The organism is uncultured Polaribacter sp. (genome assembly GCF_947503875.1).
Taxonomy (GTDB): Bacteria; Bacteroidota; Bacteroidia; order Flavobacteriales; family Flavobacteriaceae; genus Polaribacter.
In genome coordinates this window covers 151,077-173,852 of sequence record NZ_CANNFH010000003.1, presented here as the reverse complement: position 1 = coordinate 173,852, position 22,776 = coordinate 151,077, and the positions used below count along the sequence as shown (strand labels likewise).

Annotated in this window: 23 protein-coding genes; 10 read left to right on the top strand and 13 right to left on the bottom strand. The window is 30.1% G+C overall.

From position 1 onward, the window contains the following. Window positions 1-170: 170 nt before the first annotated feature. Complete coding sequence (locus tag Q0684_RS05790; RefSeq protein ID WP_299013706.1) at window positions 171-1,190, top strand: GntG family PLP-dependent aldolase; 1,020 nt, start codon at window positions 171-173, stop codon at window positions 1,188-1,190. On the opposite strand, the gene Q0684_RS05785 is transcribed toward Q0684_RS05790, so the two are convergent. From Q0684_RS05785 to Q0684_RS05775, 3 genes are read right to left on the bottom strand one after another with little or no spacing between them, the layout of a single operon-like run. Continuing rightward, window positions 1,187-1,672, bottom strand: coding sequence for a hypothetical protein (locus tag Q0684_RS05785; RefSeq protein ID WP_299013705.1), 486 nt, complete (start codon window positions 1,670-1,672; stop codon window positions 1,187-1,189). The genes Q0684_RS05790 and Q0684_RS05785 overlap by 4 nt on opposite strands. A 10-nt stretch (window positions 1,673-1,682) precedes the next feature. Next, window positions 1,683-2,297 (bottom strand): hypothetical protein, encoded by a 615-nt coding sequence (locus tag Q0684_RS05780; RefSeq protein WP_299013704.1) that lies wholly within the window; start codon window positions 2,295-2,297, stop codon window positions 1,683-1,685. A 2-nt stretch (window positions 2,298-2,299) separates the two neighbouring features. Beyond that, window positions 2,300-2,794, bottom strand: coding sequence for an RNA polymerase sigma factor (locus tag Q0684_RS05775; RefSeq protein ID WP_299014363.1), 495 nt, complete (start codon window positions 2,792-2,794; stop codon window positions 2,300-2,302). 118 nt (window positions 2,795-2,912) lie between these two features. Here Q0684_RS05775 and Q0684_RS05770 point away from each other — a divergent pair, with 118 nt between their 5' ends. From Q0684_RS05770 to Q0684_RS05730, 9 genes are all read left to right on the top strand, one after another. After that, window positions 2,913-3,806, top strand: coding sequence for a MerR family transcriptional regulator (locus Q0684_RS05770; RefSeq protein WP_299013703.1), 894 nt, complete (start codon window positions 2,913-2,915; stop codon window positions 3,804-3,806). A 62-nt stretch (window positions 3,807-3,868) separates the two neighbouring features. Next, window positions 3,869-5,335 (top strand): phytoene desaturase family protein, encoded by a 1,467-nt coding sequence (gene crtI / locus Q0684_RS05765; protein WP_299013702.1) that lies wholly within the window; start codon window positions 3,869-3,871, stop codon window positions 5,333-5,335. 1 nt (window position 5,336) lies between these two features. After that, a complete protein-coding gene (locus tag Q0684_RS05760) occupies window positions 5,337-6,179 on the top strand; it encodes a phytoene/squalene synthase family protein (protein ID WP_299013701.1) in 843 nt (280 codons plus the stop codon). 40 nt (window positions 6,180-6,219) lie between these two features. Beyond that, window positions 6,220-6,633 (top strand): carotene hydroxylase, encoded by a 414-nt coding sequence (locus tag Q0684_RS05755; protein ID WP_366140194.1) that lies wholly within the window; start codon window positions 6,220-6,222, stop codon window positions 6,631-6,633. Between the two features lie 90 nt (window positions 6,634-6,723). Then, window positions 6,724-8,202 (top strand): 1-hydroxycarotenoid 3,4-desaturase CrtD, encoded by a 1,479-nt coding sequence (gene crtD / locus Q0684_RS05750; RefSeq protein ID WP_299013699.1) that lies wholly within the window; start codon window positions 6,724-6,726, stop codon window positions 8,200-8,202. Beyond that, entirely contained in the window at window positions 8,195-8,833 is a 639-nt protein-coding gene (locus Q0684_RS05745) for a carotenoid biosynthesis protein (protein ID WP_299013698.1), read from the top strand. Before crtD ends, Q0684_RS05745 begins: the two co-directional genes overlap by 8 nt. Beyond that, the gene (locus Q0684_RS05740; protein ID WP_299013697.1) at window positions 8,833-9,972 is read left to right on the top strand and encodes a lycopene cyclase family protein; all 1,140 of its coding nucleotides are present in this window, start codon (window positions 8,833-8,835) and stop codon (window positions 9,970-9,972) included. Before Q0684_RS05745 ends, Q0684_RS05740 begins: the two co-directional genes overlap by 1 nt. 151 nt (window positions 9,973-10,123) lie before the next feature. Further along, window positions 10,124-10,912 carry a metallophosphoesterase gene (locus Q0684_RS05735; RefSeq protein WP_299013696.1) on the top strand — a complete coding sequence of 263 codons (789 nt, stop codon included), beginning with the start codon at window positions 10,124-10,126 and terminating at the stop codon, window positions 10,910-10,912. 11 nt (window positions 10,913-10,923) lie between these two features. After that, a complete protein-coding gene (locus Q0684_RS05730; RefSeq protein WP_299013695.1) occupies window positions 10,924-11,514 on the top strand; it encodes a hypothetical protein in 591 nt (196 codons plus the stop codon). Window positions 11,515-11,614: 100 nt separating this feature from the next. Here Q0684_RS05730 and argH read toward each other — a convergent pair whose 3' ends face one another. The 10 genes from argH to Q0684_RS05680 all read right to left on the bottom strand — a co-directional run bounded on the left by argH (window position 11,615) and on the right by Q0684_RS05680 (window position 22,738). Then, the gene (argH, locus tag Q0684_RS05725; RefSeq protein ID WP_299013694.1) at window positions 11,615-12,892 is read right to left on the bottom strand and encodes an argininosuccinate lyase; all 1,278 of its coding nucleotides are present in this window, start codon (window positions 12,890-12,892) and stop codon (window positions 11,615-11,617) included. 208 nt (window positions 12,893-13,100) lie between these two features. After that, window positions 13,101-14,168 carry a M20 family metallo-hydrolase gene (locus tag Q0684_RS05720; RefSeq protein WP_299013692.1) on the bottom strand — a complete coding sequence of 356 codons (1,068 nt, stop codon included), beginning with the start codon at window positions 14,166-14,168 and terminating at the stop codon, window positions 13,101-13,103. Continuing rightward, the gene (gene argB, locus Q0684_RS05715; protein ID WP_299013690.1) at window positions 14,169-14,945 is read right to left on the bottom strand and encodes an acetylglutamate kinase; all 777 of its coding nucleotides are present in this window, start codon (window positions 14,943-14,945) and stop codon (window positions 14,169-14,171) included. A gap of 73 nt (window positions 14,946-15,018) precedes the next feature. Continuing rightward, window positions 15,019-15,957 carry an N-acetylornithine carbamoyltransferase gene (locus Q0684_RS05710; protein WP_299013688.1) on the bottom strand — a complete coding sequence of 313 codons (939 nt, stop codon included), beginning with the start codon at window positions 15,955-15,957 and terminating at the stop codon, window positions 15,019-15,021. An 86-nt stretch (window positions 15,958-16,043) separates the two neighbouring features. Continuing rightward, a complete protein-coding gene (gene proB, locus Q0684_RS05705; protein WP_299013686.1) occupies window positions 16,044-16,808 on the bottom strand; it encodes a glutamate 5-kinase in 765 nt (254 codons plus the stop codon). A 185-nt stretch (window positions 16,809-16,993) separates the two neighbouring features. After that, window positions 16,994-18,163, bottom strand: coding sequence for a glutamate-5-semialdehyde dehydrogenase (locus tag Q0684_RS05700; protein ID WP_299013684.1), 1,170 nt, complete (start codon window positions 18,161-18,163; stop codon window positions 16,994-16,996). A gap of 75 nt (window positions 18,164-18,238) precedes the next feature. Further along, window positions 18,239-19,369 carry an aminotransferase class III-fold pyridoxal phosphate-dependent enzyme gene (locus Q0684_RS05695; protein ID WP_299013682.1) on the bottom strand — a complete coding sequence of 377 codons (1,131 nt, stop codon included), beginning with the start codon at window positions 19,367-19,369 and terminating at the stop codon, window positions 18,239-18,241. Between the two features lie 70 nt (window positions 19,370-19,439). Further along, window positions 19,440-20,234, bottom strand: coding sequence for a pyrroline-5-carboxylate reductase (gene proC / locus Q0684_RS05690; protein ID WP_299013680.1), 795 nt, complete (start codon window positions 20,232-20,234; stop codon window positions 19,440-19,442). 248 nt (window positions 20,235-20,482) lie between these two features. Then, the gene (argC, locus tag Q0684_RS05685; protein ID WP_299013678.1) at window positions 20,483-21,463 is read right to left on the bottom strand and encodes an N-acetyl-gamma-glutamyl-phosphate reductase; all 981 of its coding nucleotides are present in this window, start codon (window positions 21,461-21,463) and stop codon (window positions 20,483-20,485) included. 99 nt (window positions 21,464-21,562) lie between these two features. Further along, window positions 21,563-22,738 carry an argininosuccinate synthase domain-containing protein gene (locus Q0684_RS05680; protein ID WP_299013676.1) on the bottom strand — a complete coding sequence of 392 codons (1,176 nt, stop codon included), beginning with the start codon at window positions 22,736-22,738 and terminating at the stop codon, window positions 21,563-21,565. Window positions 22,739-22,776: the final 38 nt, after the last annotated feature.

Here is a 22,776-nt window from a genome sequence, read left to right as displayed (position 1 = left end):
TCTTATGTTAAGCTTTCCAAAAGGAAGCAATTACTTTTCTAAGTTAGTTTAAAAAAAATAATGATTTAATATTTCTTTTCGACTATTTTAGAATACATATTAAGAACCAAGAACCAAGAACCAAGAACCAAGAGCCAAGAGCTAGGAGCCAAAAACCAAAAGTCCAAAAAATGATAATAGACCTAATTTCGGATACAGTAACCAAACCATCAAAAGAAATGTTAGAAGCAATGTTGCATGCAAAAGTAGGTGATGATGTTTTTCAAATGGATCCAACTGTAAACCAACTTCAAGAAAAAGTAGCAAAAATGTTTGGTATGGAAGCAGCACTTTTTTTTCCATCGGGTACAATGGCAAATCAAACTGCAATAAAATTACACACACAACCAGGAGATTTGGTAATTGCAGATAAATATGCACACATTTATAATTACGAAAGTGGAGGAGTGGCTTTTAATTCTGGAGTAACCTGTAAATTAATAGACGGAGAAAGAGGAATGTTTACAGCAAGCCAAATTGAGGAATTTGCAGCAGTAAAGCCACAAATATATTTGCCATTTACAAAATTAATTTGTGTAGAAAATACTACAAATAAAGGAGGTGGTGCTTGTTGGGATTTTACTGAATTGGAAAAAATACAGAAAGTAGCTCAAAAAAATAATTTAGCTTATCATTTAGATGGTGCGCGTTTATTTAATGCTTTGGTGGCTAAAAATGAAAACCCTAGACAGTTTGGGCAACTTTTTGATACCATTTCTATTTGTTTGTCTAAAGGTTTAGGAGCTCCAATTGGCTCGTTATTATTAGGTTCTAAAGAAAGTATTGCAAAAGCATTACGATTGCGTAAATTGTTAGGTGGCGGAATGCGACAAGTTGGTTTTTTGGCAGCAGCTGGTATTTATGCGCTAAATAATAATGTGCAACGTTTGGCAGAAGATCATAGAAAAGCCAAAGAAATTGCTATAGTTTTAGAAAAATGCAGTTACATAACCAAAATAGAACCTGTAGAAACCAACATTCTCATTTTTTATGTGGATGATAAAATTGGGGCAGACCATTTTATTGAAAAAATGAAAGCCAAAAATATTTTATTAACGCCTATGGGTGAAGGTAAAATAAGAATAGTTACCCATTTAGATTATACAAATCAAATGCATGAAATTCTATTAAAAGAATTGCAAAATTTTTAGAAGTAAAAACGAACAACAGGAGATATTGGTGAAGCAAATACACTATTATTTTCGTCATACAAAACATCATATCTTAAACCAACTGCAAACCTGCCTTGGTTGTAGGCCACACCTAAATGCAATGCCGGAAAGTTTAAGTTTGTAGTGCCACCTCCTAATATTTGCTGATTAGCGAAGTTATAATCAAATTCACCAGAAAGTTGAAAACCAAATTTTGTTTGGTATAGAGAGATTAAACTTGCCCCGTAAAGGTTTGTGGTAAAATCGTTAATTTTAGAATGTAAGTAGTTTACACTTGCACCTAAGGCAAAACCATTATCAAAATTATAAATAGCACTAGGAGCGATACCTATATTGGTTTGGTTATTTGCAAAATTAAGTGTAAAACCACCACCAAATTGCACGTGTTCCCAAAAGTCAGACTTTTGAGAAAAACTAGTCATAGAAAGTCCTAAACAGAATAAAGTTATATATTTTTTCATTTGTATTATGTTAATTATAGTCGTCTAATTTAGCCAATTCTTTATAATTACGTTTTAATTTTCTTAATAAAAAACCATAAAGTAATTGATAAAAAAGCAACAAACACCCTAAAAGTACCAAACAAACAACCAAACTAAGTAGTAAAACTAATAGAATTTGTTTTGCACTTATATCATCAATATTTAAATTAATTTCGGCAACAACTACAATAAACATAATTAATGCCATGTAACCTAGATTAAAGATTACATAATTTTTTACAGATTTACGGGTTTGTATTATTTTTTTCATTAGAACTTTTGTAGAGTCAGAAACAGAAATTCTTTTATAATTTCTATAGAATTGGAATAGAAAGTAAAAGATAATCGCATAAGCAAAAAATTGCGAGTAAAACACAAAGTTATACAAACCTAATTTTTTATATTCTGCATAAGCGGCATCCATATCAACAAAAAAGTACATCGAATTTAAAATAACAAATTCTAAAATACCGATAATAAAAATCCATTTTACAATAGATGATGATTTAGATTTGGCTAATTTGTAAATTTCTACGCTGTTTAGCTTATCTGTTTCTTTGGACTGATTGTCCCAAGCTTTTTTATAATTTTCTAATAAATCCATAGTTATGGGTTTAAAATGTTTTTTAATTTTTCTTTGGCTCTATTCATTTTAACTCTTGCATTTACACTAGATATTCCTAATGTTTCCGAAATCTCTTTATACGGTTTATCTTCTAAGTATAAAAAAATGAGTGCTTTCTCAATATCATTTAACAGATGTATCGCTTTGTACAACGCTTTTAGCTGTAATTCTTCTGTATCATCATAATCTGTAGCTTTTATTTTAAACGAAACAGCATCAAAATCTTGTGTTTTAACCCGTCTTGTAGATTTTCTATACAATGATATTGCTGTGTTTAAAGCTACTCTATACATCCATGTACTAAATTTAGAATCTCCCCGAAACTTTGGGTAATTTTTCCAAACCTGTATGGTTATCTCTTGAAATAAATCGTTGTGCGCACTTTGGTTTGTAGTATAAATTCTACAAATTTTATGTGCTATATTCTGATTTGTTTCAAAATCATCTAAAAATTTTTTTTCTAATTCTTTTCGCACTTTCAATTTTGGTTTGTTAATTATTAGTAGAAATAAGTTAAATAATGTTACATTTTTTTTAAAATTATTTTTTCTGCTGAAAAACTCCTATATTTGTCTAAGTTAAAATGATTTTAGGTTGAACAATATAAAACAAGATTTTACGATTAAAGACCTTGAAAATATTTCAGGTATTAAGGCGCATACCATTCGTATTTGGGAAAAAAGATATAATTTATTAGTTCCTCAAAGAACAGACACAAATATAAGATATTATTCTCATGCCAATTTGCAAAAGCTTTTAAACACGGTATTGTTGAGTAAAAACGGTTTTAAAATATCTAAAATAGCAAAAATGTCTGAAGAAGAGTTAAAAATTCAGGCAAGGCAAGTAGCATTTGCAACTGCAATAAATGATGAAGCGATAAATTCTTTTAAGCTTGCCATGTTGCAATTTGATAAAGTTTTGTTTAACAATACTTATGATAAGCTACTACATAAAAAACCTTTCAGAGAAATATTTAAAGATGTTTTTATTCCGTTTTTAGAGCATATTGGTCTTTTGTGGCAAACAGACACACTTTTACCTGCGCACGAACATTTTATTTCTAATTTAATCGCTCAGAAAATTCATATCAATACAGAAAATTTACAATACGGAATTTCGGATACCAACAAAACCTATGTTTTGTTTTTACCAGAAAATGAAATTCACGATTTAGGTTTATTGTATTTAAACTATGAGTTGGTTTTAAGAGGGCATCATACTATTTATTTAGGGCAAAGTTTACCGTTAAACAATTTAAGCTATTTTTTTGAGAATAAAAGAGATTTGTGTTTTATAACCTCTATGACAGTGCAACCTTATGATGATAAAGTTGCGCCATATTTTGAAGAAATAAATTACATTTTAAAAGATACTGACCATAAATTTATTGCAATTGGTAGGCAAACAGACTTTGTTAAAGACAATAACTACGAATTTGACATTTCCTTTTACAACACAGTAACCCATTTGTTAAAAGAATTATAATTTTAACGCTCAAAAATTGTATTGTTTAATTTTTAAATATATTTGTTAAACAATCAACACAAATGAGCAAAGAAATATATATTATTGGTTCTGGTTTTTCCGCTTTATCAGCATCATGCTACCTTTCTAAAGAAGGTTTTAAAGTAACCGTTTTAGAAAAAAATAGCACTTTAGGCGGCAGAGCAAGACAGTATAAAAAAGATGGTTTTACTTTTGATTTAGGTCCATCTTGGTATTGGATGCCAGATGTATTTGAAAAATTCTTTGCCGACTTTGGTAAAAAACCTTCAGACTATTATACTTTAGATAAACTAAGTCCTGGTTATGAGGTTTATTTTGGAGAAAATGATTCGCTAGAAATTTCGGATAAGTTAGAAAACATTTATGCAATGTTTGAAAACGAAGAAAAAGGGAGTTCTAAGCACTTAAAATCGTTTTTAGATTCTGCAAAATCAAATTATGATACTGCTATAAAAGATTTGGTGTATAGACCTGGTATTTCTCCTTTAGAATTGGTAACAACAACAACTGTTGCTCGCGTTTCTCAATTCTTTTCTACCATTAGGAAACAAGTTCGTAAAAATATTAAAAGTAATAAGTTAATTCAAATTTTAGAATTTCCTGTATTATTTTTGGGTGCTAAACCAAGTAATACGCCTGCATTTTATAATTTTATGAATTATGCAGATTTTGGCTTGGGTACATGGCACCCTAGAGGTGGTATGTATAAGGTAGTAGAAGGTATGGTGTCTTTAGCTACGTCTTTGGGTGTAAAGTTTGAGGTAAATGCAAATGTAGAGCAAATTCTAACAGATAAAGCAAATAATGTATCTGGTTTAGTAGTAAATGGTAAAACAATTGAAACAGGTTTGGTTTTAAGTGGTGCAGATTATCATCATACAGAAACTTTATTAGACCAGAATAAAAGACAATATTCAGAGAATTTTTGGAGCAAAAAAACGTTTGCACCTTCATCTTTATTGTTTTATGTTGGGTTTGATAAAAAAATAGAAAATGCAAGTCATCATACGTTGTTTTTTGATACCGATTTTGATAAGCATGCAGAAGAGATTTATGATGCTCCAAAATGGCCTTCAGATCCATTATTTTACGCTAATTTTACTTCTATGACAGACAAAACATCTGCTCCAGAAGGAAAAGAAGCTGGTTTTTTCTTAATTCCCTTAGCACCAGGTATAGAGGATACAGAAGAATTAAGAGAAGAGTATTTTCATAAAATAATTGATAGGTTTGAGAAATTAACCAATCAAGAAGTTAAAAATAGTGTTATCTTTAAAAAATCTTTTTGTGTAAAAGACTTTAAAGAAGAATACAATTCTTATAAAGGAAATGCTTATGGTATGGCAAATACACTTTTACAAACGGCATTTTTAAGACCTAAAATAAAAAGTAGTAAAGTAAATAATTTGTTCTTTACTGGGCAATTAACAGTGCCTGGGCCAGGTGTGCCACCTGCTTTAATTTCAGGTAAAATAGCATCAGAATTAATTAAAAAAAACAATCACTAATATGAAAGAATTATTTGATACCGTTTCTAACGGTTGTAGTAAGTTAGTTACTAAAAAATACAGCACTTCTTTTTCATTAGCTGTAAACATGTTATCTCCTTCTATAAGAACAGATATTTACAATATTTACGGGTTTGTAAGATTCGCAGATGAAATTGTAGATACTTTTCATGATTATAATAAGGAAGAATTAATGGCGCATTTTGAGCGTGATTATTACATTGCAAAAGCGCAAGGCATTAGTTTAAACCCTATTTTAAATTCTTTTCAACAAACCGTAAATCGTTACAATATTCCAGATGAAATGGTAGTAGCTTTCTTAAAAAGTATGAAAGCAGATTTGCACAAAACCCAATATACAACTCAAGAAGAGTATAACGAATATATTTATGGCTCTGCAGATGTTGTAGGTTTAATGTGCTTAAAAGTTTTTGTAAACGGAGACGATAAACAATATGAAGAATTAAAAGATGCAGCAATGCGTTTAGGGTCAGCTTTTCAAAAAGTGAATTTTTTGAGAGATTTAAAAGACGATTTTGAGTTGTTAAACAGGTCTTATTTTCCTAATGTAGATTTGAATCAATTAGATGCGAACTCTAAGCAATTGATTATAAATGAAATTGAAGCAGATTTTGAATATGCCTATACAAATGGTATTTTAAAATTACCTGTAGAAGCTAAGTTTGGCGTTTACATGGCGTATAGATATTATAGAAGATTGCTTAAAAAGTTAAGCAATGTACCATCAGAAAAAATTATGGATACAAGAATACGTATTTCTGACCCAATGAAAATAAATTTATTGGCAAGAAGTTATGTAAAGTATAAATTAAACATGATTTAAAATGTTATTCGCTTTAATTACTCTTGCAGTTTTTTGCACTATGGAAGGCATAACCTGGCTAACGCACAAGTATGTAATGCACGGTTTTGGTTGGTATTTGCATGAAGATCATCATCAACCTAAATATGAAAATCTATTTGAAAAAAACGATTTGTTTTTTGTGATTTTTGCTTTACCAAGCTCATTATCTATATACTTTGGTTTGGGTAATCAACTTTTTTGGTTGGCAGCAATTGGTTTTGGAATTTTATTTTACGGTTTAGCTTATTTTTTAGTGCACGATATTTTAATTCACCAACGTTTTAAATGGTTTAAGCACACCAAAAATAGATATTTGTTAGGTTTACGAAAAGCACACAAAATTCACCATAAAAATATGGGAAAAGAAGATAGTGAATGTTTTGGAATGTTGTTTGTGCCTTTTAAGTACTTTAGAAAACCTAAGTTAAGTTAATTTCTTATGTAATCTATATTCGCGTTTTTTTGCAACACTTTATCTTATAAATCGTAACCTTTATCAGACTCATTATTTACACCAATTCTAATGAATAAAAAATCAAAAAAAGCAATTGTTGTAGGTGCAGGTCTTGGTGGTTTATCTACTGCGATTCGTTTACAATCTAAAGGATATTCAGTTACAGTTTTTGAGGCGAATGCTTATTTTGGAGGCAAATTAACAGCTTTTGAAGAAGAAGGTTATCGTTTTGATATGGGGCCATCTTTATTTACAATGCCCCAATTTATAGAAGATTTATTTTCTATTACCCATAAAAATATAGCAGATTATTTTAATTATAAGAAAAAAGAAACGGTTTGCAATTATTTTTATGAAGATGGTACACGTTTTTCCGCTAAAGCGGATGTAAAACAGTTTGCGGACAATGCAAAAAAATCTTTTAATGTTGATGATTCATCCATTGAAAACTATTTAGAAAAAAGTAAAAAGAAGTACGATTTAACAGCATCACTATTTTTAGAAAAATCTTTACATAAATTAAATACGTATTTGTCTAAAGACACTGTAAAAGCTATTTTTCAAGTAAATAGTTTAGATATTAATACAACTTTGCACAATTATAATGCAGCTGTTTTTAAAGATGATAAATTAGTACAATTGTTCGATCGTTTTGCGACTTATAATGGTTCTTCACCTTATCAAACACCAGGAATTATGTCTATGATTCCGCATTTAGAGCAGTATTTTGGTACGTATTTTCCAAAAGGAGGCATGCATTCCATAACTAAAAGTATGTATCAGTTAGCTAAAGATATTGGAGTTACTTTTCAGTTTAATACTTTAGTTGATGAAATTTTAGTGGAACAAAAAACAGCAATAGGTATTATAGAAAATGAAAATAAGCATTTGGCAGATGTAGTAATTTCTAATGCAGATGTGGTACCTTCTTATCGTAAACTACTAAAAAAGCAAAAGGCACCAGAAAAAACATTACAACAACCGCGTTCAAGTTCTGCTTTAATCTTTTATTGGGGTATAGAAAAACTATTTCCAGAATTAGATTTGCATAATATTTTCTTTTCTGAAGATTATAAAACGGAATTCGATTATATTTTTAACAAAAAAGATGTTTTTGAAGATGCAACAATTTATGTGAATATTACTTCAAAAGAAGAAAAAACAGACGCACCACAAGGTAAAGAAAATTGGTTTGTAATGGTAAATGTACCTTCTAATACTGGGCAAGATTGGGATGCTATTATTAGCAAAACAAAACAAAACATTATTACAAAACTTTCTAGAATTTTAAATGTAGATTTTGCTAAATTAATTGGCTATGAATCTATTTTAGATCCTAGAAAAATAGAATCGAATACGCAATCTTATCAAGGTGCTTTGTATGGTGCATCTAGCAACAATAAATTTGCGGCTTTTTTAAGACACCCTAATTTTAGTCAAGAAATTAAAAACCTTTATTTTTGTGGAGGAAGTGTGCATCCTGGAGGCGGAATTCCATTATGCTTGCTATCGGGTAAAATAGTGTCTGAACTTATTTTAAATGATTAAAATGATTGCAAAATATAAAGTTTACATTTCCATTTTTACCGTTTGGTTGTTTAATATTTCTGGTATTTTGGGCATATTATCATCTCAATCAGAATGGTTTTTAAGTTTAACACCATTAAATCTAATGCTAAACTTAGTTTTTATTCTTTGGAATTTAGATAAAATTAATTCTCGCTTTTTTCTCGCATTTTCTATTCCGTTTTTTATTGGCTTTTTGGTTGAATATTTAGGCGTAAATTATAGTTTATTCTTTGGCACTTATGTGTATGGAGAAAACTTAGGTTATAAAATAGGCGGCGTTCCTTTAATGATATGTGTAAATTGGGGAGTATTAACAGTTATTACAGCAGATTTAGCGCAAATAATCTCCAAAAATACATTCGTAAGATTTTTATTGGGTGGTTTATTAATGATGTTGTTAGACATTGTTATAGAAATATCTGCACCTCGTTTTGATTTCTGGGAATTTGAAAATGGAGTAGTACCATTAAAGAACTATATTGCTTGGTTTGTAATTGCAGCTATAGCGCATTTTTTCTACAATAAATTTCAAATTCAATCGCATAAAAAAGTTTCCATTCATATATTAATTGCTATTACTGTATTCTTTTCAACCTTTTTATTTTTTTAATGAAAAACTACGATTACATAATAGTTGGGGCAGGTGCTGCTGGTTTAATGATGGCCTACAGAATGGCAAAAGATACTTTTTTTGATAATAAAAGTATTTTAATTGTAGACAAAGAAAAGAAAACCCAAAACGATAGAACTTGGTGCTATTGGGAGAATGGTGCAGGAGAGTGGGATGCTATTTTGCATACTTCTTGGAAAGAAATTATTTTTGATAGCGAATTTTATGCCACCCAAGAAAACATTGCGCCTTATCAATATAAAATGATAAGAAGTAGCAGTTTTTACAACAAAATTTGGGATTTTGTAGCTACTAAAAATAATTTCGAATTCTTATCTTCAACCATAAAAAAAATAGAACAACAGAATAATTTTGCGTTAGTTACTACTAACAGTACTACATATAAAAGTAAGCATGTTTTAAATAGTGTTGTTTTTGATAAAACGTATTTAGAACAAACAAAATACCCAGTTTTAAAACAACATTTTGTGGGTTGGTTTGTAGAGGTAGAACAAGATACTTTTAATGATAGTGTTGCTACTTTTATGGATTTTAAAATTCAGCAACAAGGAAATACACGTTTCATGTATATTTTACCATTAAGTAAAAAGGTAGTACTTTTTGAATATACGTTGTTTTCTGAAGATTTACTGGCATACGAAACTTACGAAAAAGCAATACAAAACTATCTTGCAGAAAAAGGAATTACCAACTATAAAATAATTGAAAAAGAGGATGGTATTATACCAATGACATCTTATAAATTCTGGAAAAGTAATTCAAAAAATATTGTAAATATTGGTACTGCAGGTGGTTGGTCTAAAGCAAGTACAGGTTTTACCTTTAGAAATACCACAAAGAAAACAGCTGTTTTATTAGATTTTTTAAAGCGTGATAAGCCCTTAAATACATTTCATAAAAGGAATAAATTTTGGTTTTATGATTTGTTGATGTTAGATGTGCTATCTAAGGAAAATTATTTAGGAGCGAGTCTTTTTTCAAGACTATTTAAAAGAAATAAAACACAACAAATTTTAAAATTTTTAGATGACGAGACTTCATTTTTAGAAGATTTAAAAATTATGGCTACCATGCCAACTAGTAAATTTCTGAGCGCTTTTTTTAAAAGATTATTTTAATCAATGCAATAAAAGTGTTTTTTTAATAAGGCTTTACCTTGTTTTTGTTTATCCTTGTACTCTCTTATAATTTGTGTATAATTTTTAAATTTTTTGCGACTAACTCTTTTTAAATTTAAGAAATAAATCATTTTACAATACATAATAATTAATGAAATATTTACAATTTAGTTTACTCTTTTTTTTAGTAATTATAATTGCTTCTTGTGACAATTTATTTGAATTTAGTGTATATGATGCTGATGTTAAGCAAGAACAACAAAATACAACCAATAAAAATTTAGATTTATTAAAAGAAATACAAGTACAATCAGATACTTTTAAGTTTGCATTTCTTACAGATGCACATTGGTTTTATGATAATTTAGTAACAGTGGTAGATGATATTAATAAAAAGGATGAAATTCTTTTTGTAATATTTGGAGGTGATATTACTGAACAGGCAATTTTAAAAGAGTATACCACCTTTTATGATATTATGAGTAAATTAAATAAGCCTTATTTTACTGTAATTGGTAACCATGATTATAATACAAATGGAGGTTTAATTTATTCTAGAATGTTTGGAGCATATAATTATAGCTTTGAATTTAACAATAACAAATTTATTCTTTTTGATAATGTAGTCTGGGAAAGTGAAAAATTACCAGATTTTAATTGGTTGTCTAATGAGTTGCAAAATAACGCGGCTTACAATCAAGTATTTTCAATTGCTCATATTCCGCCAAATGGCGATCAATTTACAGAGGAAATGAAAAAAACTTATGAAGGTTTAATGGAAGACAATAATGTTCCTTTATCCATTCATGGTCATAGGCACTCTTTCTCTTTTTTAGAAGGAGATGTTAGTTATCTAACACTACCATCACTTAAAGACACTGCTTATGGCATCATAACAGTAGAAAACAAATCTTTTAATCAAGAATTGATAGAATTATAATATTTTAAAAAATGAAGCATATATTTAGTTTTCTATTCGTTTTTTGTTTGATAAACACATCTTTTGCGCAAAAGACGCCTTTAAATAATGACAAATCTTGGTATGTGCCAGATTATACAACCGTTCAACTTGCAGGTAATATTGGTTTTTTATCTACAGGAATAGGTTATGAAATTTTTGATGATGTTTGGTATGCAGAATTACTTTATGGCTTTGTACCTCCTTCAATATCTGACGCTGATGCAATTCATTTAATAACCATAAAAAACACTTTTCCAATTTTCACCAAAGATTTGGGTAATAACTATTCCATTTCTCCTATTGCAGGTTTAGGTTTTACATATGATGTTGGTCCAAATACATTTACAACATTACCAAGCAGATTCCCTGCAGGTTATTACGTTCCTAATGCTTTTCATTTTACCGTTTTTGTTGGTGGAAAATTGCACAAAGAATTTGCAAATGCCACTACTTTTAAAGGTGTAGATCTATATTTTGAGCTAGGTACTGTAGATTCTTATTTATGGACTTTAATAACCACTAACGAGTTTACTTTGTCTGATGCTTTTAGCACTGCTATTGGTGTAAACCTTTATTTTTAAATTTTAGAATACCTGTAATCAATCAAATTTAATATACTAAGTTCAATTGATTTTAGAGAATTTTACCAATTGAACTTAGAAACGTATATTTATAAATCCATTATAGTTTAGGATATTTATTTTTAATTTTATCCAATCCTAAATTATGAATGCTACCTAAATGAGAATGTTCTTTACCTAAATCTGGTTTATAAGAACCTTCTTGAACTTGGCCACCAATTTTTTGGTAAGCTTCTCTAAAAGACATGCCTTCAACAACCAAATTATTTATAGAATCTACCGTAAATAAATATTGATATTTTTCATCATTTAAATCGATGTCTTTTACAATTACTTGCTGAATTGCATAATTAAAAATATCTAAAATATCTTTTACATCTTCAAAAGCAGCAATAATATTTTCTTTTAACAATTGAAAATCTCTGTGGTAACCTGTTGGTAAATTATTGGTTATCAACAACATTTCAGAATGTAAAGCCTGAATTTTGTTGCATTTTCCACGAATTAATTCAAAAACATCTGGATTTTTCTTGTGCGGCATAATGCTACTTCCTGTGGTTAATTCATCTGGAAACGTAATAAAGCCAAAATTCTGACTCATATACAAACAAACATCCATTGCAAAACGCGCCATTGTATTACACAAACCACCTAAAGCAGATGCTATAGAACGTTCACTTTTTCCACGGCTTAATTGTGCAGCAACAACGTTGTATTTTAAGGTTGCAAATTTTAATTCTTTGGTAGTTAATTCCCTATCAATAGGGAAGGAGCTACCATAACCAGCAGCAGAGCCTAAAGGGTTTTGGTCTACAACTTTAGAAACGGCATTTAAAACGTAAACATCATCAATTAACAATTCTGCATACGCAGAAAACCACAAACCAAAAGAAGAAGGCATTGCTACTTGTAAATGCGTATAACCAGGTAATAAACTCGCTTTATGCGTTTCTGCAAGATTTAATAACGTATCAAAAAGTGTTTTTGTTTTCTCATTTATTACTGCCAAATTTTCTTTGTAATACAATTGAAGCGCTACTAAAACTTGATCATTTCTAGAACGAGCAGTATGTATTTTTTTACCAACTTCACCTAGTTTATTAGTCAATTCCCATTCAATTTTAGAATGGACATCTTCAAAAGAAGGCTCAATTACAAAGGTTCCGTTTTCAATATCTGCAGCTAATTCATTTAGTCCTTTTTTTAAATCTACTAACTCATCAGCAGAAATAATACCAATAGATTCTAGCATTATAGCGTGTGCTAAAGAAGCTTGAACGTCATATTTTGCAATATGTATATCAATTTCTCTATCATTACCTACTGTAAAATTTTCTATTTGTTTGTCTATTGAAAATCCTTTATCCCACAACTTCATAATCTATATATTATTTTATTTGTCATTTTTAGCGAAATGCAATGGAGTCGAAAAATCTCTTTATTATAGATTTCTCCACAAGGTCGAAATGACACTCAATTCTATTAATTTAATTTTTATAACAATTAGAACCAAGAATCAAGATTTTTTACTCTTTTCTTTTATCTTGATTCCTGTCTCTTTTCTTTTATCTTGTTTCTCTTTTTTTCTAAACAATTACACGATTCAATAATTCCACATAAATTTGTATTCCTTCTTCAATTTCTGCCAAATATATAAATTCATCCGCAGAATGCGAACGTGTGCTATCTCCTGGTCCCAATTTTAAAGATTGGCAAGACAAACAAGCTTGATCAGATAAGGTAGGCGAGCCATAAGTGGTTCTTCCCATTGCTATTCCTGCTTTTACCAAATCATGATTTGTATTTATTGAAGACGAATTTAAGCGTAAACTTCTTGGCGTTATTTTAGTACAAGGCGATTCGTTTTGTAAAATAGTTGCAATTTCTTTATTAGAGTAAGCATCATTTACACGAACATCTATTACCAAATCTACATGGGCAGGAACTACATTATGTTGAGAGCCTGCATTTATTTGTGTTACTGTCATTTTTACATCACCTAAAGCTTTAGATGGTTTGTTGAATTTAAAATCTTTAAACCACTGTAAAACTTCTATAGTATTGTAAATAGCATTGTTGTTATTTGGATGCGCAGCATGACTTGGTGTGCCTTCTACAACTGCATCAAAAACTACCAAACCTTTTTCTGCAACTGCCAAATTCATTAAAGTAGGTTCACCAACAATGGCAACATCTATTTTAGGAATTGTGGATAACATAGAATTTAAACCATTTGGTCCAGAGTTTTCCTCTTCTGCAGAAGCCACAATTACCAAATTGTATTTTAAATTTTTTTGCCCATAAAAATGCGTAAAAGTTGCCAGTAAAGCAACCAAACAGCCACCAGCATCATTACTACCTAAACCATATAATTTGCCATCTTTTACAAAGGCCTCAAAAGGGTTATTGGTGTATGCCGAATTTGGCTTTACAGTATCATGATGAGAATTTAATAATAACGTTGGTTTATTTTTATCAAAATATTTGTTGGTTGCCCAAACATTATTTTTTGTCCTGTTAAACGGAATTGTATTCTCTGTAAACCAAGCTTCAATTAATAAAGCGGTTTTTTCTTCTTCGGATGAAAATGATTGAGTTTCAATTAAATTTTTTAAAAGTTCAATTGCATTTTCTGTTAATTTTGCTAAACTCATTTATAAGGTAATTGTAGTAAAATTATCGTTTTCTTTTGTGAACATAGATGAATTTCCAATGTGTACTTTTTGCACGCCATTGTTAAGGGCATCAAAACAATTGTCTATTTTAGGGATCATTCCGTCTGTAATAATTTTTTGTGCTAATAATTCTTTATAGGTTGCTGAATTGATATGTTTTACAACCGAATTTTTATCATTAAAATCTTGCAAAACACCATTCAATTCGAAGCAATAATAAATGGAAACATCATAAAGAGTACTCATTCCAACTGCAATTGTACTTGTAATTGTATCTGCATTGGTATTTAATAATTGTCCGTTTCCATCGTGCGTAATTGCACAAAAAACAGGAGTAAAATCGGCTTTAATTAATTTATCTATAGAATTTGAAGCTACTTTTTTAACATCACCAACAAAACCAAAATCAATTTCTTTTACAGGTCTTTTATCAGATTGTATACTATTAATATCTGCACCCGTTAAACCAATTGCATCTATCTGTAAAGCTTGTAGTTTTGCTACAACATTTTTGTTTACCAAACCGCCATAAACCATGGTAATTACTTCTAGCGTTTCTGCATCTGTAATACGTCTACCATTTATCATTTTAGATTCAATTCCTAATTTTGAAGCAATATGAGTAGCACGTTTTCCACCTCCATGAACTAAAATTTTATGACCTTCTATATCAGAAAATAATTTTAAGAATGAGTTTAAAGAATGCTCATCTTCTATAATATTTCCTCCAATTTTTATGATTGATAGTTTTTGCATTTTTTCGCTTTTCGCTTTTCGCCTCTTCGCTTTTCGCACTTAGTTTTGCGAAAGGCCAAAGGCTAAAAGCCATTTACAGATTTTCTAATATTTTCTTTAATACCAATTGTGCAGCATAAGTTCTATTGTTAGCTTGTTGTATAACCAAAGAACTATCAGAATCTAAAACTGCATCTTCTACCACAACATTTCTTCTTACAGGCAAACAATGCATAAATTTAGCATCACCAATTTTGTCTTTTGTGATTAGCCAATCTTCATTTCCGCCTAAATTTTTTCCGTAAGTTTCATAAGAACTCCAGTTTTTGGTATACACAAAATCAGCATCTTTAAAAGCTTCTTCTTGATTGTGATAAATAGCTGTGTTCTTTGTAATTTCAGGGCTTAAATCATAACCTTTAGGATTTGCAATTACAAATTCTACATCCATTTTTTGCATGGCTTGTGCAAAACTATTGGCAACAGCATGTGGTAAAGCTTTAATATGTGGCGCCCAACTTAATACCACCTTTGGTTTCTTTTTAGTAGTATTTTCTGCAATGGTAATGGCATCTGTTAAACCTTGTAAAGGGTGCCCAGTTGCACTTTCCATACTAATAATTGGCACAGACGCATGTTTTGTAAAAGCGGTTAAAACCTGTTCAGATTCATCTTTTTCTTTGTCGGTTAACGTTGGAAAAGCCCTAACAGCAATAACGTCACAATATTGAGAAACTACTTGTGCAGCTTCTTTAATATGCTCAGCAGTATTTCCGTTCATTACAGTTCCATCTCCAAATTCAATTCCCCAAGCATCACCAGAAACATTCATAACAATAGGATCCACACCTAAATTTAAAGCTGCTTTTTGTGTGCTTAAACGTGTACGTAAACTAGAATTAAAGAATAACAGGCCTAAAGTTTTGTTTTGTCCTAATTCTATATTTTGTAAGGGATTTGCTTTAATTGCTCTAGCTTCATCAATCCAATCTTGGATATTATTAATGTCATTTATGGAGGTGTAGTTTTTCATTTTTTATTGTTTAATCGTTTAATCGTTTAATTGTTTAAAAGTTCTAAGACGATTAAACAATTACACATTTAAACAGTTACACTTTTTTATTTAATTTTAGTGAACGAAACTTTGTTTTCAAAAGCATTTGTTATAAAATCATCTTCTAATCCGTTTACAATCCAAGTTTCTATTTTTGCTTTTTTTGCTACTGCTGCTGCTGCAATTTTAGATTCCATTCCTCCACTTCCATGAGAAGATTTAGAATCTACAACTTCAGCTTTAAGTGTTTCAAAATTTTCTACAATGGCTATTGTTTTTGGTGCTTTATTTTTTATAGATTCTTTGGTGTAAATTCCATTGGTATTTGTAGCTATAATTAACAAATCTACGTTTAATAAAGATGCTGTTAGCGCCGCTAATTTATCATTATCACCAAACTGAATTTCATCGGTTGCAACTGTATCATTTTCATTAATGATAGGGATATAATTGTTTTGTACTAAAACATTAATTGTGTTTACAATATTGGTTTTACTTTGTTTTTTTTCAAAATCTGAGTAGGAGAGTAGGCATTGAGAACTTAAAAGACCATATTCTCTAAAAATTTCTTGGTAAATTCTAATTAAATGTGGTTGCCCAATAGAAGCCAAAGCTTGTTTTACAAAAACATCTTTACTTTTGCTTTCTAGTTTTACAAACTGCTTAGCCACAGCAATAGCACCAGAACTAACAATAACAAACTCGCAAGTATCTTTTAATTTTGCAATTTGATTTGCAATATCTTCAATTTTACCTCTAGAGATGTTATTGGTTTCTTTGGTTAAGGTATTAGAACCAATTTTTAGTAATATGCGTTTCTTTTTTTGCAAAATATTTAATTTTTATATTTAAAAGTCATTGTTAGCATTACTTTCAATCAAAATTTATTTTGATTGAAAGTAACTTGTGTAGAAAAAATGAGTTTAAAGAATTTTAAACAGTAAGATTTCTCCACAAAATAGAAATGACATTTAATTATAATTTATCATTATAATTTTTAATTAACTTCAAACTCCTAATTCCTAATCTGTCCTTCACCATGAATATACCATTTGTTGGTAACTAAATGCTGCAAACCAATTGGCCCACGTTGATGCAGTTTATCTGTACTTATGGCCAACTCTCCGCCTAAACCTAATTGACCACCATCTGTAAAACGGGTAGATGCATTATGGTAAACAGCAGCAGTATCTACATTTTGCATAAATAATGTTGCTGCATCTTTATTTTTGGTAATTATTGCAGAAGAGTGCCCACCAGAATATTTGTTGATTTTAGCAATAGCCTTATCATTAGATTCTACTTTACCAATTAGAATTTTATAATCTAAAAACTCCTCGTACCAAATTTCATCAGAATTAAAGTTTTTAGCTTTTAAAACCTCAATATTTAAGGCAGTTAATTTTGTAATTAATTCATTTACAAATTCGATTCTATTTGGAAGATTTTCATCTATTAAGATTTTATCAACTGCATTACATGCCGAAATTTTAGACTTTCCGTTTACAATTATATCTAAAGCCATTGCTGTATCTGCATCTTCATGCACATAAACAAAATTATTGCCTCGTCCGCTAATAATAACAGGGCAAGTAGCATGTTGTTTTACAAAAGCAATTAAACGCTCGCCACCTCTGGGTACTATTAAATCTACTTTTTGCGTTGGCTTTTCTAAAAACGCCTGTGTTTCTGTTCTATTAAACTGTAAATATTCTACCCAATCTGTAGACGCATTGTGCATTTTTAAAGCTTTGTGCCACAATTCTACAATTTTAAGGTTGCTTTGTAAAGATTCTTTACCACCTTTTAAAAGTATTTTATTTCCAGACTTAAAAGCAATTCCTGCAGCTTCTACAGTAACATCTGGTCTCGATTCATAAATGATTAAAACGGTACCAAAAGAAGCAGTTTTGTTGTAAACCTGCATGCCATTATCATGTTTAAAACTAAAACGCTCTACACCAACTGGGTCTTCTTGAAATGCCAAGTGCTTTGCAGCTTTAATCATCTCATCAACTTTAGTATCATTTACTTTTAAACGATCAAACATAGAAATATCATCACCTGTATACGCCTCACAATCTTTTTTATTAATTGCTATAATTTCTGCGCTATGTTGTGCTAATAATTTTGCCATAGTTTGCAATACATTATTTCTGGTTTCTATGGATAATAATTTGTTCATGATTTTTTATTTGTAGTTTTTGTTGGTGTAATTACAATTTTATAAACACGCAACACTTTTAACTTTACACTTGTCTTATTTGTCTAAAGCATCAATTAAAGCCTCAAAAAACTGATCTATATGATTTCTTTTTACCGTTAAAGGAGGTAAAATTCGCAATACTTTTTTATTTTTTGCGCCACCTGTAAAAATTTGATAATCGTAAATTAAAGTTTTTCTTAACTCACTAACTTCAAAATCAAATTCTAAACCCAACATTAAACCTTTGCCTTTTATGGCCTTAATTTTTGGTATTTTTTCGGCTATTTTTAAAAAATAAGCAGACATGGCATTCACATTATCCATTAAATTTTCTGATTCTATAGTATTTAGTACCGCCAAACCTGCAGCACAAGCCAAATGATTACCACCAAAAGTAGTACCCAACATACCAAATTTAGCCTTAATATTTGGGTGAATTAAAATACCACCAATAGGAAAACCATTACCCATTCCTTTTGCTATAGAAATAATATCTGGAGTTACATTATAATGCTGAAATGCGAAAAATTTACCAGATCTACCATAGCCAGATTGTACTTCATCTGCAATAAACATGGTGTTATTTTTTTTACACAATACATCTACTTCTTCAAAAAAAGCAGTGGTTGCTTGGTCTAAACCACCAACACCTTGTATAAATTCTACAATAACCGCACAAACATCACCTTTTTCTAATTCTTTTTTAACGCCATCAATATCATTAAGGGCTAAAAAAGTTACTTTTTGTTGTGCGTTAATAGGTGCTACTACATTAGGGTTATCTGTTGCAGCAACAGCAGCAGAAGTTCTACCATGAAAACCATTTTTAAAGGCTATAACCCTAGATTTATTGGTTTTAAAAGACGCTAATTTTAAAGCGTTTTCGTTGGCTTCTGCACCAGAATTACATAAAAATAATTCGTAATCTTTACAACCAGAAAGCGCCTCTAATTTTGCGGCAAATTCTTGTTGCAAAGGGTTTTGTACAGCATTAGAATAAAAACCCAATTCACTAACTTGTTTTGTAATTGCTTCTACATATTTAGGATGTGCGTGTCCAATAGAAATTACAGCATGCCCACCATATAAATCTAAATATTCTGTTTCTTTTTCGTCATAAACATACACTCCTTTTGCAGAAACAGGAGTAACCTCGTATAAAGGGTAAACATTAAATAATGGCATAATTTTGGCGTTTTCTTGTTAATTTTATAATTAATTACAATTTTAATTGGTTAAAATTGTAGGCAACTTATTAGTTCTTTTTTAATTGATTTATTTTTTCGAAAGAAGCTACAACTCCTTGTATTAAAGCAGAGCTTAAACCTTGGTGTTCCATTTCATTTAAACCTTCTATGGTGCAACCACTTGGTGTGGTAACTCTATCTATTTCTTGTTCTGGGTGTCTGCCAGATTCTTTTAATAAACTTGCAGAACTAAAACAGGTTTGCACAGCTAACTCATGTGCTTGATCTGCTTCAAATCCTAATTGAATGGCAGCTTGTGTACTTGCACGTATCAAACGCATCCAAAAGGCAATACCACTTCCACAAATAACGGTAGCTGCTTGCATTAAGTCTTCAGAAATTACCATTGTTGTTCCTAATTGATTAAAAATATCTTCTGCTAAAGCAATTTTATCTTTTCCAGTATCATTTGCAGCAATACAGGTCATAGATTTTCTTATAGAAATTGCCGTATTTGGCATAATTCTTATAATATTTTTATCACTTCCTAAAATATTTTCTATTCTATCTATACCAACACCAGCAGCAACAGACATAACAATATGCTTTTTAGTAATTTTTGATTGTACACTTTTTAAAACTCCATCAATATGTTTGGGTTGTAACGCAAAAAGAATAATATCAGAATTTTCTACCGCCAATTCATTATCATCAGTTAAAAAAACATGTGCTAAAGTTTCAAATTCTTTTACAGCTTTTGTGTTTCTATCACTTAAATATAAAGAAGTAAACGATTTGTTTTTTATCAATCCTTTTGCAATTGAGCTTCCTAAATTACCTGTTCCTATAATTGCTATTTTCATAAATGTTAGTTTCAAAGTTTTAAAGTTTGAATGTTTCAAAAGTTAAAACTGTCTTTTATATGGGCGTTACCACAAGGGTCGCGCTTTTCGTTTCAAGTCCTCGTTCCTTCGTCTCTGTGGGCTTTCCACTGCAATCGCTAACGCGGGCTTATTTATTTAAACATTTTCTTCATTTATACTTTTATCATTTCTAAATGAGAAATCGTTTATTTAGATTTTAAAACAAGTTCAGTATTACAAACATCGTTCTAAAAATAATTCGCTTTTAAATTTAAACCTGTACTTTCTTCAAAACCATACATTAAATTTAAGTTTTGAATCGCTTGCCCAGATGCTCCTTTTAATAAATTATCAATTGTACTAGTAATTAACAATTTATTGCCATGTTTTTCTACACCAATAATACATTTATTGGTATTAACAACTTGTTTCATGTGCACAGCTTCGTTAGAAACAAAGGTAAATTTGGCATCTTTATAATAGGCTTTGTACAAAGCAATTCCTTCTTCCAAAGTCCCTTTAAATTCAGTATAAACTGTAGCAAAAATTCCTCTAGAAAAATTACCACGATTTGGCATAAAGAAAACCTCACTTTTACAACCACTTTGCAGTTGCTGTATGGTTTGGTTTATTTCACCCAAATGCTGATGATTAAATGCTTTATAATGTGAAAAATTATTATCTCTCCACGTAAAATGTGTTGTTTTAGATAATGAAGTTCCTGCACCAGTTGCACCAGTTACTGCATTTATATGAATATCGTCTGTTAACAAACCATTTGCAGCCAATGGTAAAATTGCCAATTGTAAAGCTGTTGCAAAACAACCCGGATTTGCAATATAATTCGCGGTTTTTATAATTTCTTTATCTAATTCTGGCAAACCATACACAAAGTCTTTACCATCTAAATTCTTGTCAGCAAGTAATCTAAAATCGTTACTTAAATCGATGATTTTTGTAGCCTCAGAAAAACTATTTTCTTTTAAAAATGCGGTTGAATTTCCATGACCTAAACACAAAAATAAAACATCTACATTGTAATTTATATCTTGCGTAAAAGAAATTTCTGTACTACCAATTAAATCTTGGTGTACTTTATACAATTTATTGCCAGCATTAGAAGTGCTGTACACAAAATTGATATTCGTTTCTGGGTGATTTAACAATAATCGAATCAATTCTCCAGCAGTGTAACCTGCACCACCAATAATTCCTACTTGTAACTTCATTGTGTACTTGTATTAGTTGTAATGTTTTAAAGTTGAAAGTTTATAAAGTTATAATTGAATTTAACCACTTTATAAACTTTTAACTTTTTTACTTTTAAACTAGTTATTTACTTGTCTATATATCTTGTTTTGGTTTCCTATAATCTTAATAAAACCTTTGGCATCATCTGCAGTCCATGCTTTATTTTCTTCACCATAAGTACTAAAAGCACTAGACATTAAATCGTGTTTAGACACAATACCATCTAAAGAAAAATGATAAGGTTTTAACGTTACAGTTACATCACCAGAAACCATTTTTTGAGAACTTTGTAAAAAAGCTTCTGTATCTCTCATTACAGGATCTAAATATTGACCTTCATGCAAATGCATTCCATAAAAACTAGACAAATATTCTTTATGTTGCAGTTGCCATTTTGTAAGCGTATGTTTTTCTAATAAATGATGCGCTTTTACGGTAATTAAAGCAGCAGCAGCCTCAAAACCAACTCTTCCTTTAGTACCTACAATAGTGTCTCCAACATGAATATCTCTACCAATTGCATATTTAGCAGCTATTGTGTTTAGATTTTCTATATTAACTTCAGGTGCATTTTCTTCACCATTTAAAGCTACAAATTCGCCGTTTTTAAAAGTTAAAGTAACTTTTTCTTCGCCTTCTTTTTCTAATTGAGAAGGATACGCTTCACTTGGTAAAGGTTTTTCTGATTTTAAGGTTTCTACACCACCAACAGAAGTACCCCAAAGTCCTTTATTTACAGAATATTTAGATTTTTCCCAAGGCATATCAATTCCTTCAGATTTTAAATAATCTATTTCTTCTTGTCTTGTTAATTTTTGGTCTCTAATTGGCGTAATAATTTTTATACCTGGTGCTAAGGTTTGAAAAATCATATCAAAACGTACTTGGTCGTTTCCTGCACCTGTAGATCCATGAGCAATATATTCTGCATCTATGCTTTTTGCATATTCTATAATTTCTATAGCTTGAATAATCCTTTCTGCACTAACAGAAAGCGGATAAGTAGCATTTTTTAATACATTACCAAATATTAAATACTTTACCACTTTATTGTAAAAAGTTGCAACAGCATCTATGTTTTTATAAGTTGTAACGCCCATTTTATAAGCATTACTTTCTATATTTTTAATTTCTTCGGTTGTAAAACCACCTGTATTTACACTTACTGCATGTACATCAAATTCTTTAGATAAACTTACGGCGCAATAAGAAGTGTCTAAACCTCCACTATATGCAATTACTAATTTTTTCATTTTTTATGGGTATCTTTTATTATCCGCTTTAGCGAAAA

Bases quoted from the DNA above. Each gene is read 5' to 3' on its own strand.
- Q0684_RS05790 (WP_299013706.1), top strand. From the start codon at position 171: ATGATAATAGACCTAATTTCGGATACAGTAACCAAACCATCAAAAGAA.
- Q0684_RS05785 (WP_299013705.1), bottom strand. From the start codon at position 1,672: ATGAAAAAATATATAACTTTATTCTGTTTAGGACTTTCTATGACTAGT.
- Q0684_RS05780 (WP_299013704.1), bottom strand. From the start codon at position 2,297: ATGGATTTATTAGAAAATTATAAAAAAGCTTGGGACAATCAGTCCAAA.
- crtI (WP_299013702.1), top strand. From the start codon at position 3,869: ATGAGCAAAGAAATATATATTATTGGTTCTGGTTTTTCCGCTTTATCA.
- Q0684_RS05760 (WP_299013701.1), top strand. From the start codon at position 5,337: ATGAAAGAATTATTTGATACCGTTTCTAACGGTTGTAGTAAGTTAGTT.
- Q0684_RS05755 (WP_366140194.1), top strand. From the start codon at position 6,220: ATGGAAGGCATAACCTGGCTAACGCACAAGTATGTAATGCACGGTTTT.
- crtD (WP_299013699.1), top strand. From the start codon at position 6,724: ATGAATAAAAAATCAAAAAAAGCAATTGTTGTAGGTGCAGGTCTTGGT.
- Q0684_RS05745 (WP_299013698.1), top strand. From the start codon at position 8,195: ATGATTAAAATGATTGCAAAATATAAAGTTTACATTTCCATTTTTACC.
- Q0684_RS05740 (WP_299013697.1), top strand. From the start codon at position 8,833: ATGAAAAACTACGATTACATAATAGTTGGGGCAGGTGCTGCTGGTTTA.
- Q0684_RS05735 (WP_299013696.1), top strand. From the start codon at position 10,124: ATGAAATATTTACAATTTAGTTTACTCTTTTTTTTAGTAATTATAATT.
- Q0684_RS05730 (WP_299013695.1), top strand. From the start codon at position 10,924: ATGAAGCATATATTTAGTTTTCTATTCGTTTTTTGTTTGATAAACACA.
- argH (WP_299013694.1), bottom strand. From the start codon at position 12,892: ATGAAGTTGTGGGATAAAGGATTTTCAATAGACAAACAAATAGAAAAT.
- Q0684_RS05720 (WP_299013692.1), bottom strand. From the start codon at position 14,168: ATGAGTTTAGCAAAATTAACAGAAAATGCAATTGAACTTTTAAAAAAT.
- argB (WP_299013690.1), bottom strand. From the start codon at position 14,945: ATGCAAAAACTATCAATCATAAAAATTGGAGGAAATATTATAGAAGAT.
- Q0684_RS05710 (WP_299013688.1), bottom strand. From the start codon at position 15,957: ATGAAAAACTACACCTCCATAAATGACATTAATAATATCCAAGATTGG.
- Q0684_RS05700 (WP_299013684.1), bottom strand. From the start codon at position 18,163: ATGAACAAATTATTATCCATAGAAACCAGAAATAATGTATTGCAAACT.
- Q0684_RS05695 (WP_299013682.1), bottom strand. From the start codon at position 19,369: ATGCCATTATTTAATGTTTACCCTTTATACGAGGTTACTCCTGTTTCT.
- proC (WP_299013680.1), bottom strand. From the start codon at position 20,234: ATGAAAATAGCAATTATAGGAACAGGTAATTTAGGAAGCTCAATTGCA.
- argC (WP_299013678.1), bottom strand. From the start codon at position 21,463: ATGAAGTTACAAGTAGGAATTATTGGTGGTGCAGGTTACACTGCTGGA.
- Q0684_RS05680 (WP_299013676.1), bottom strand. From the start codon at position 22,738: ATGAAAAAATTAGTAATTGCATATAGTGGAGGTTTAGACACTTCTTAT.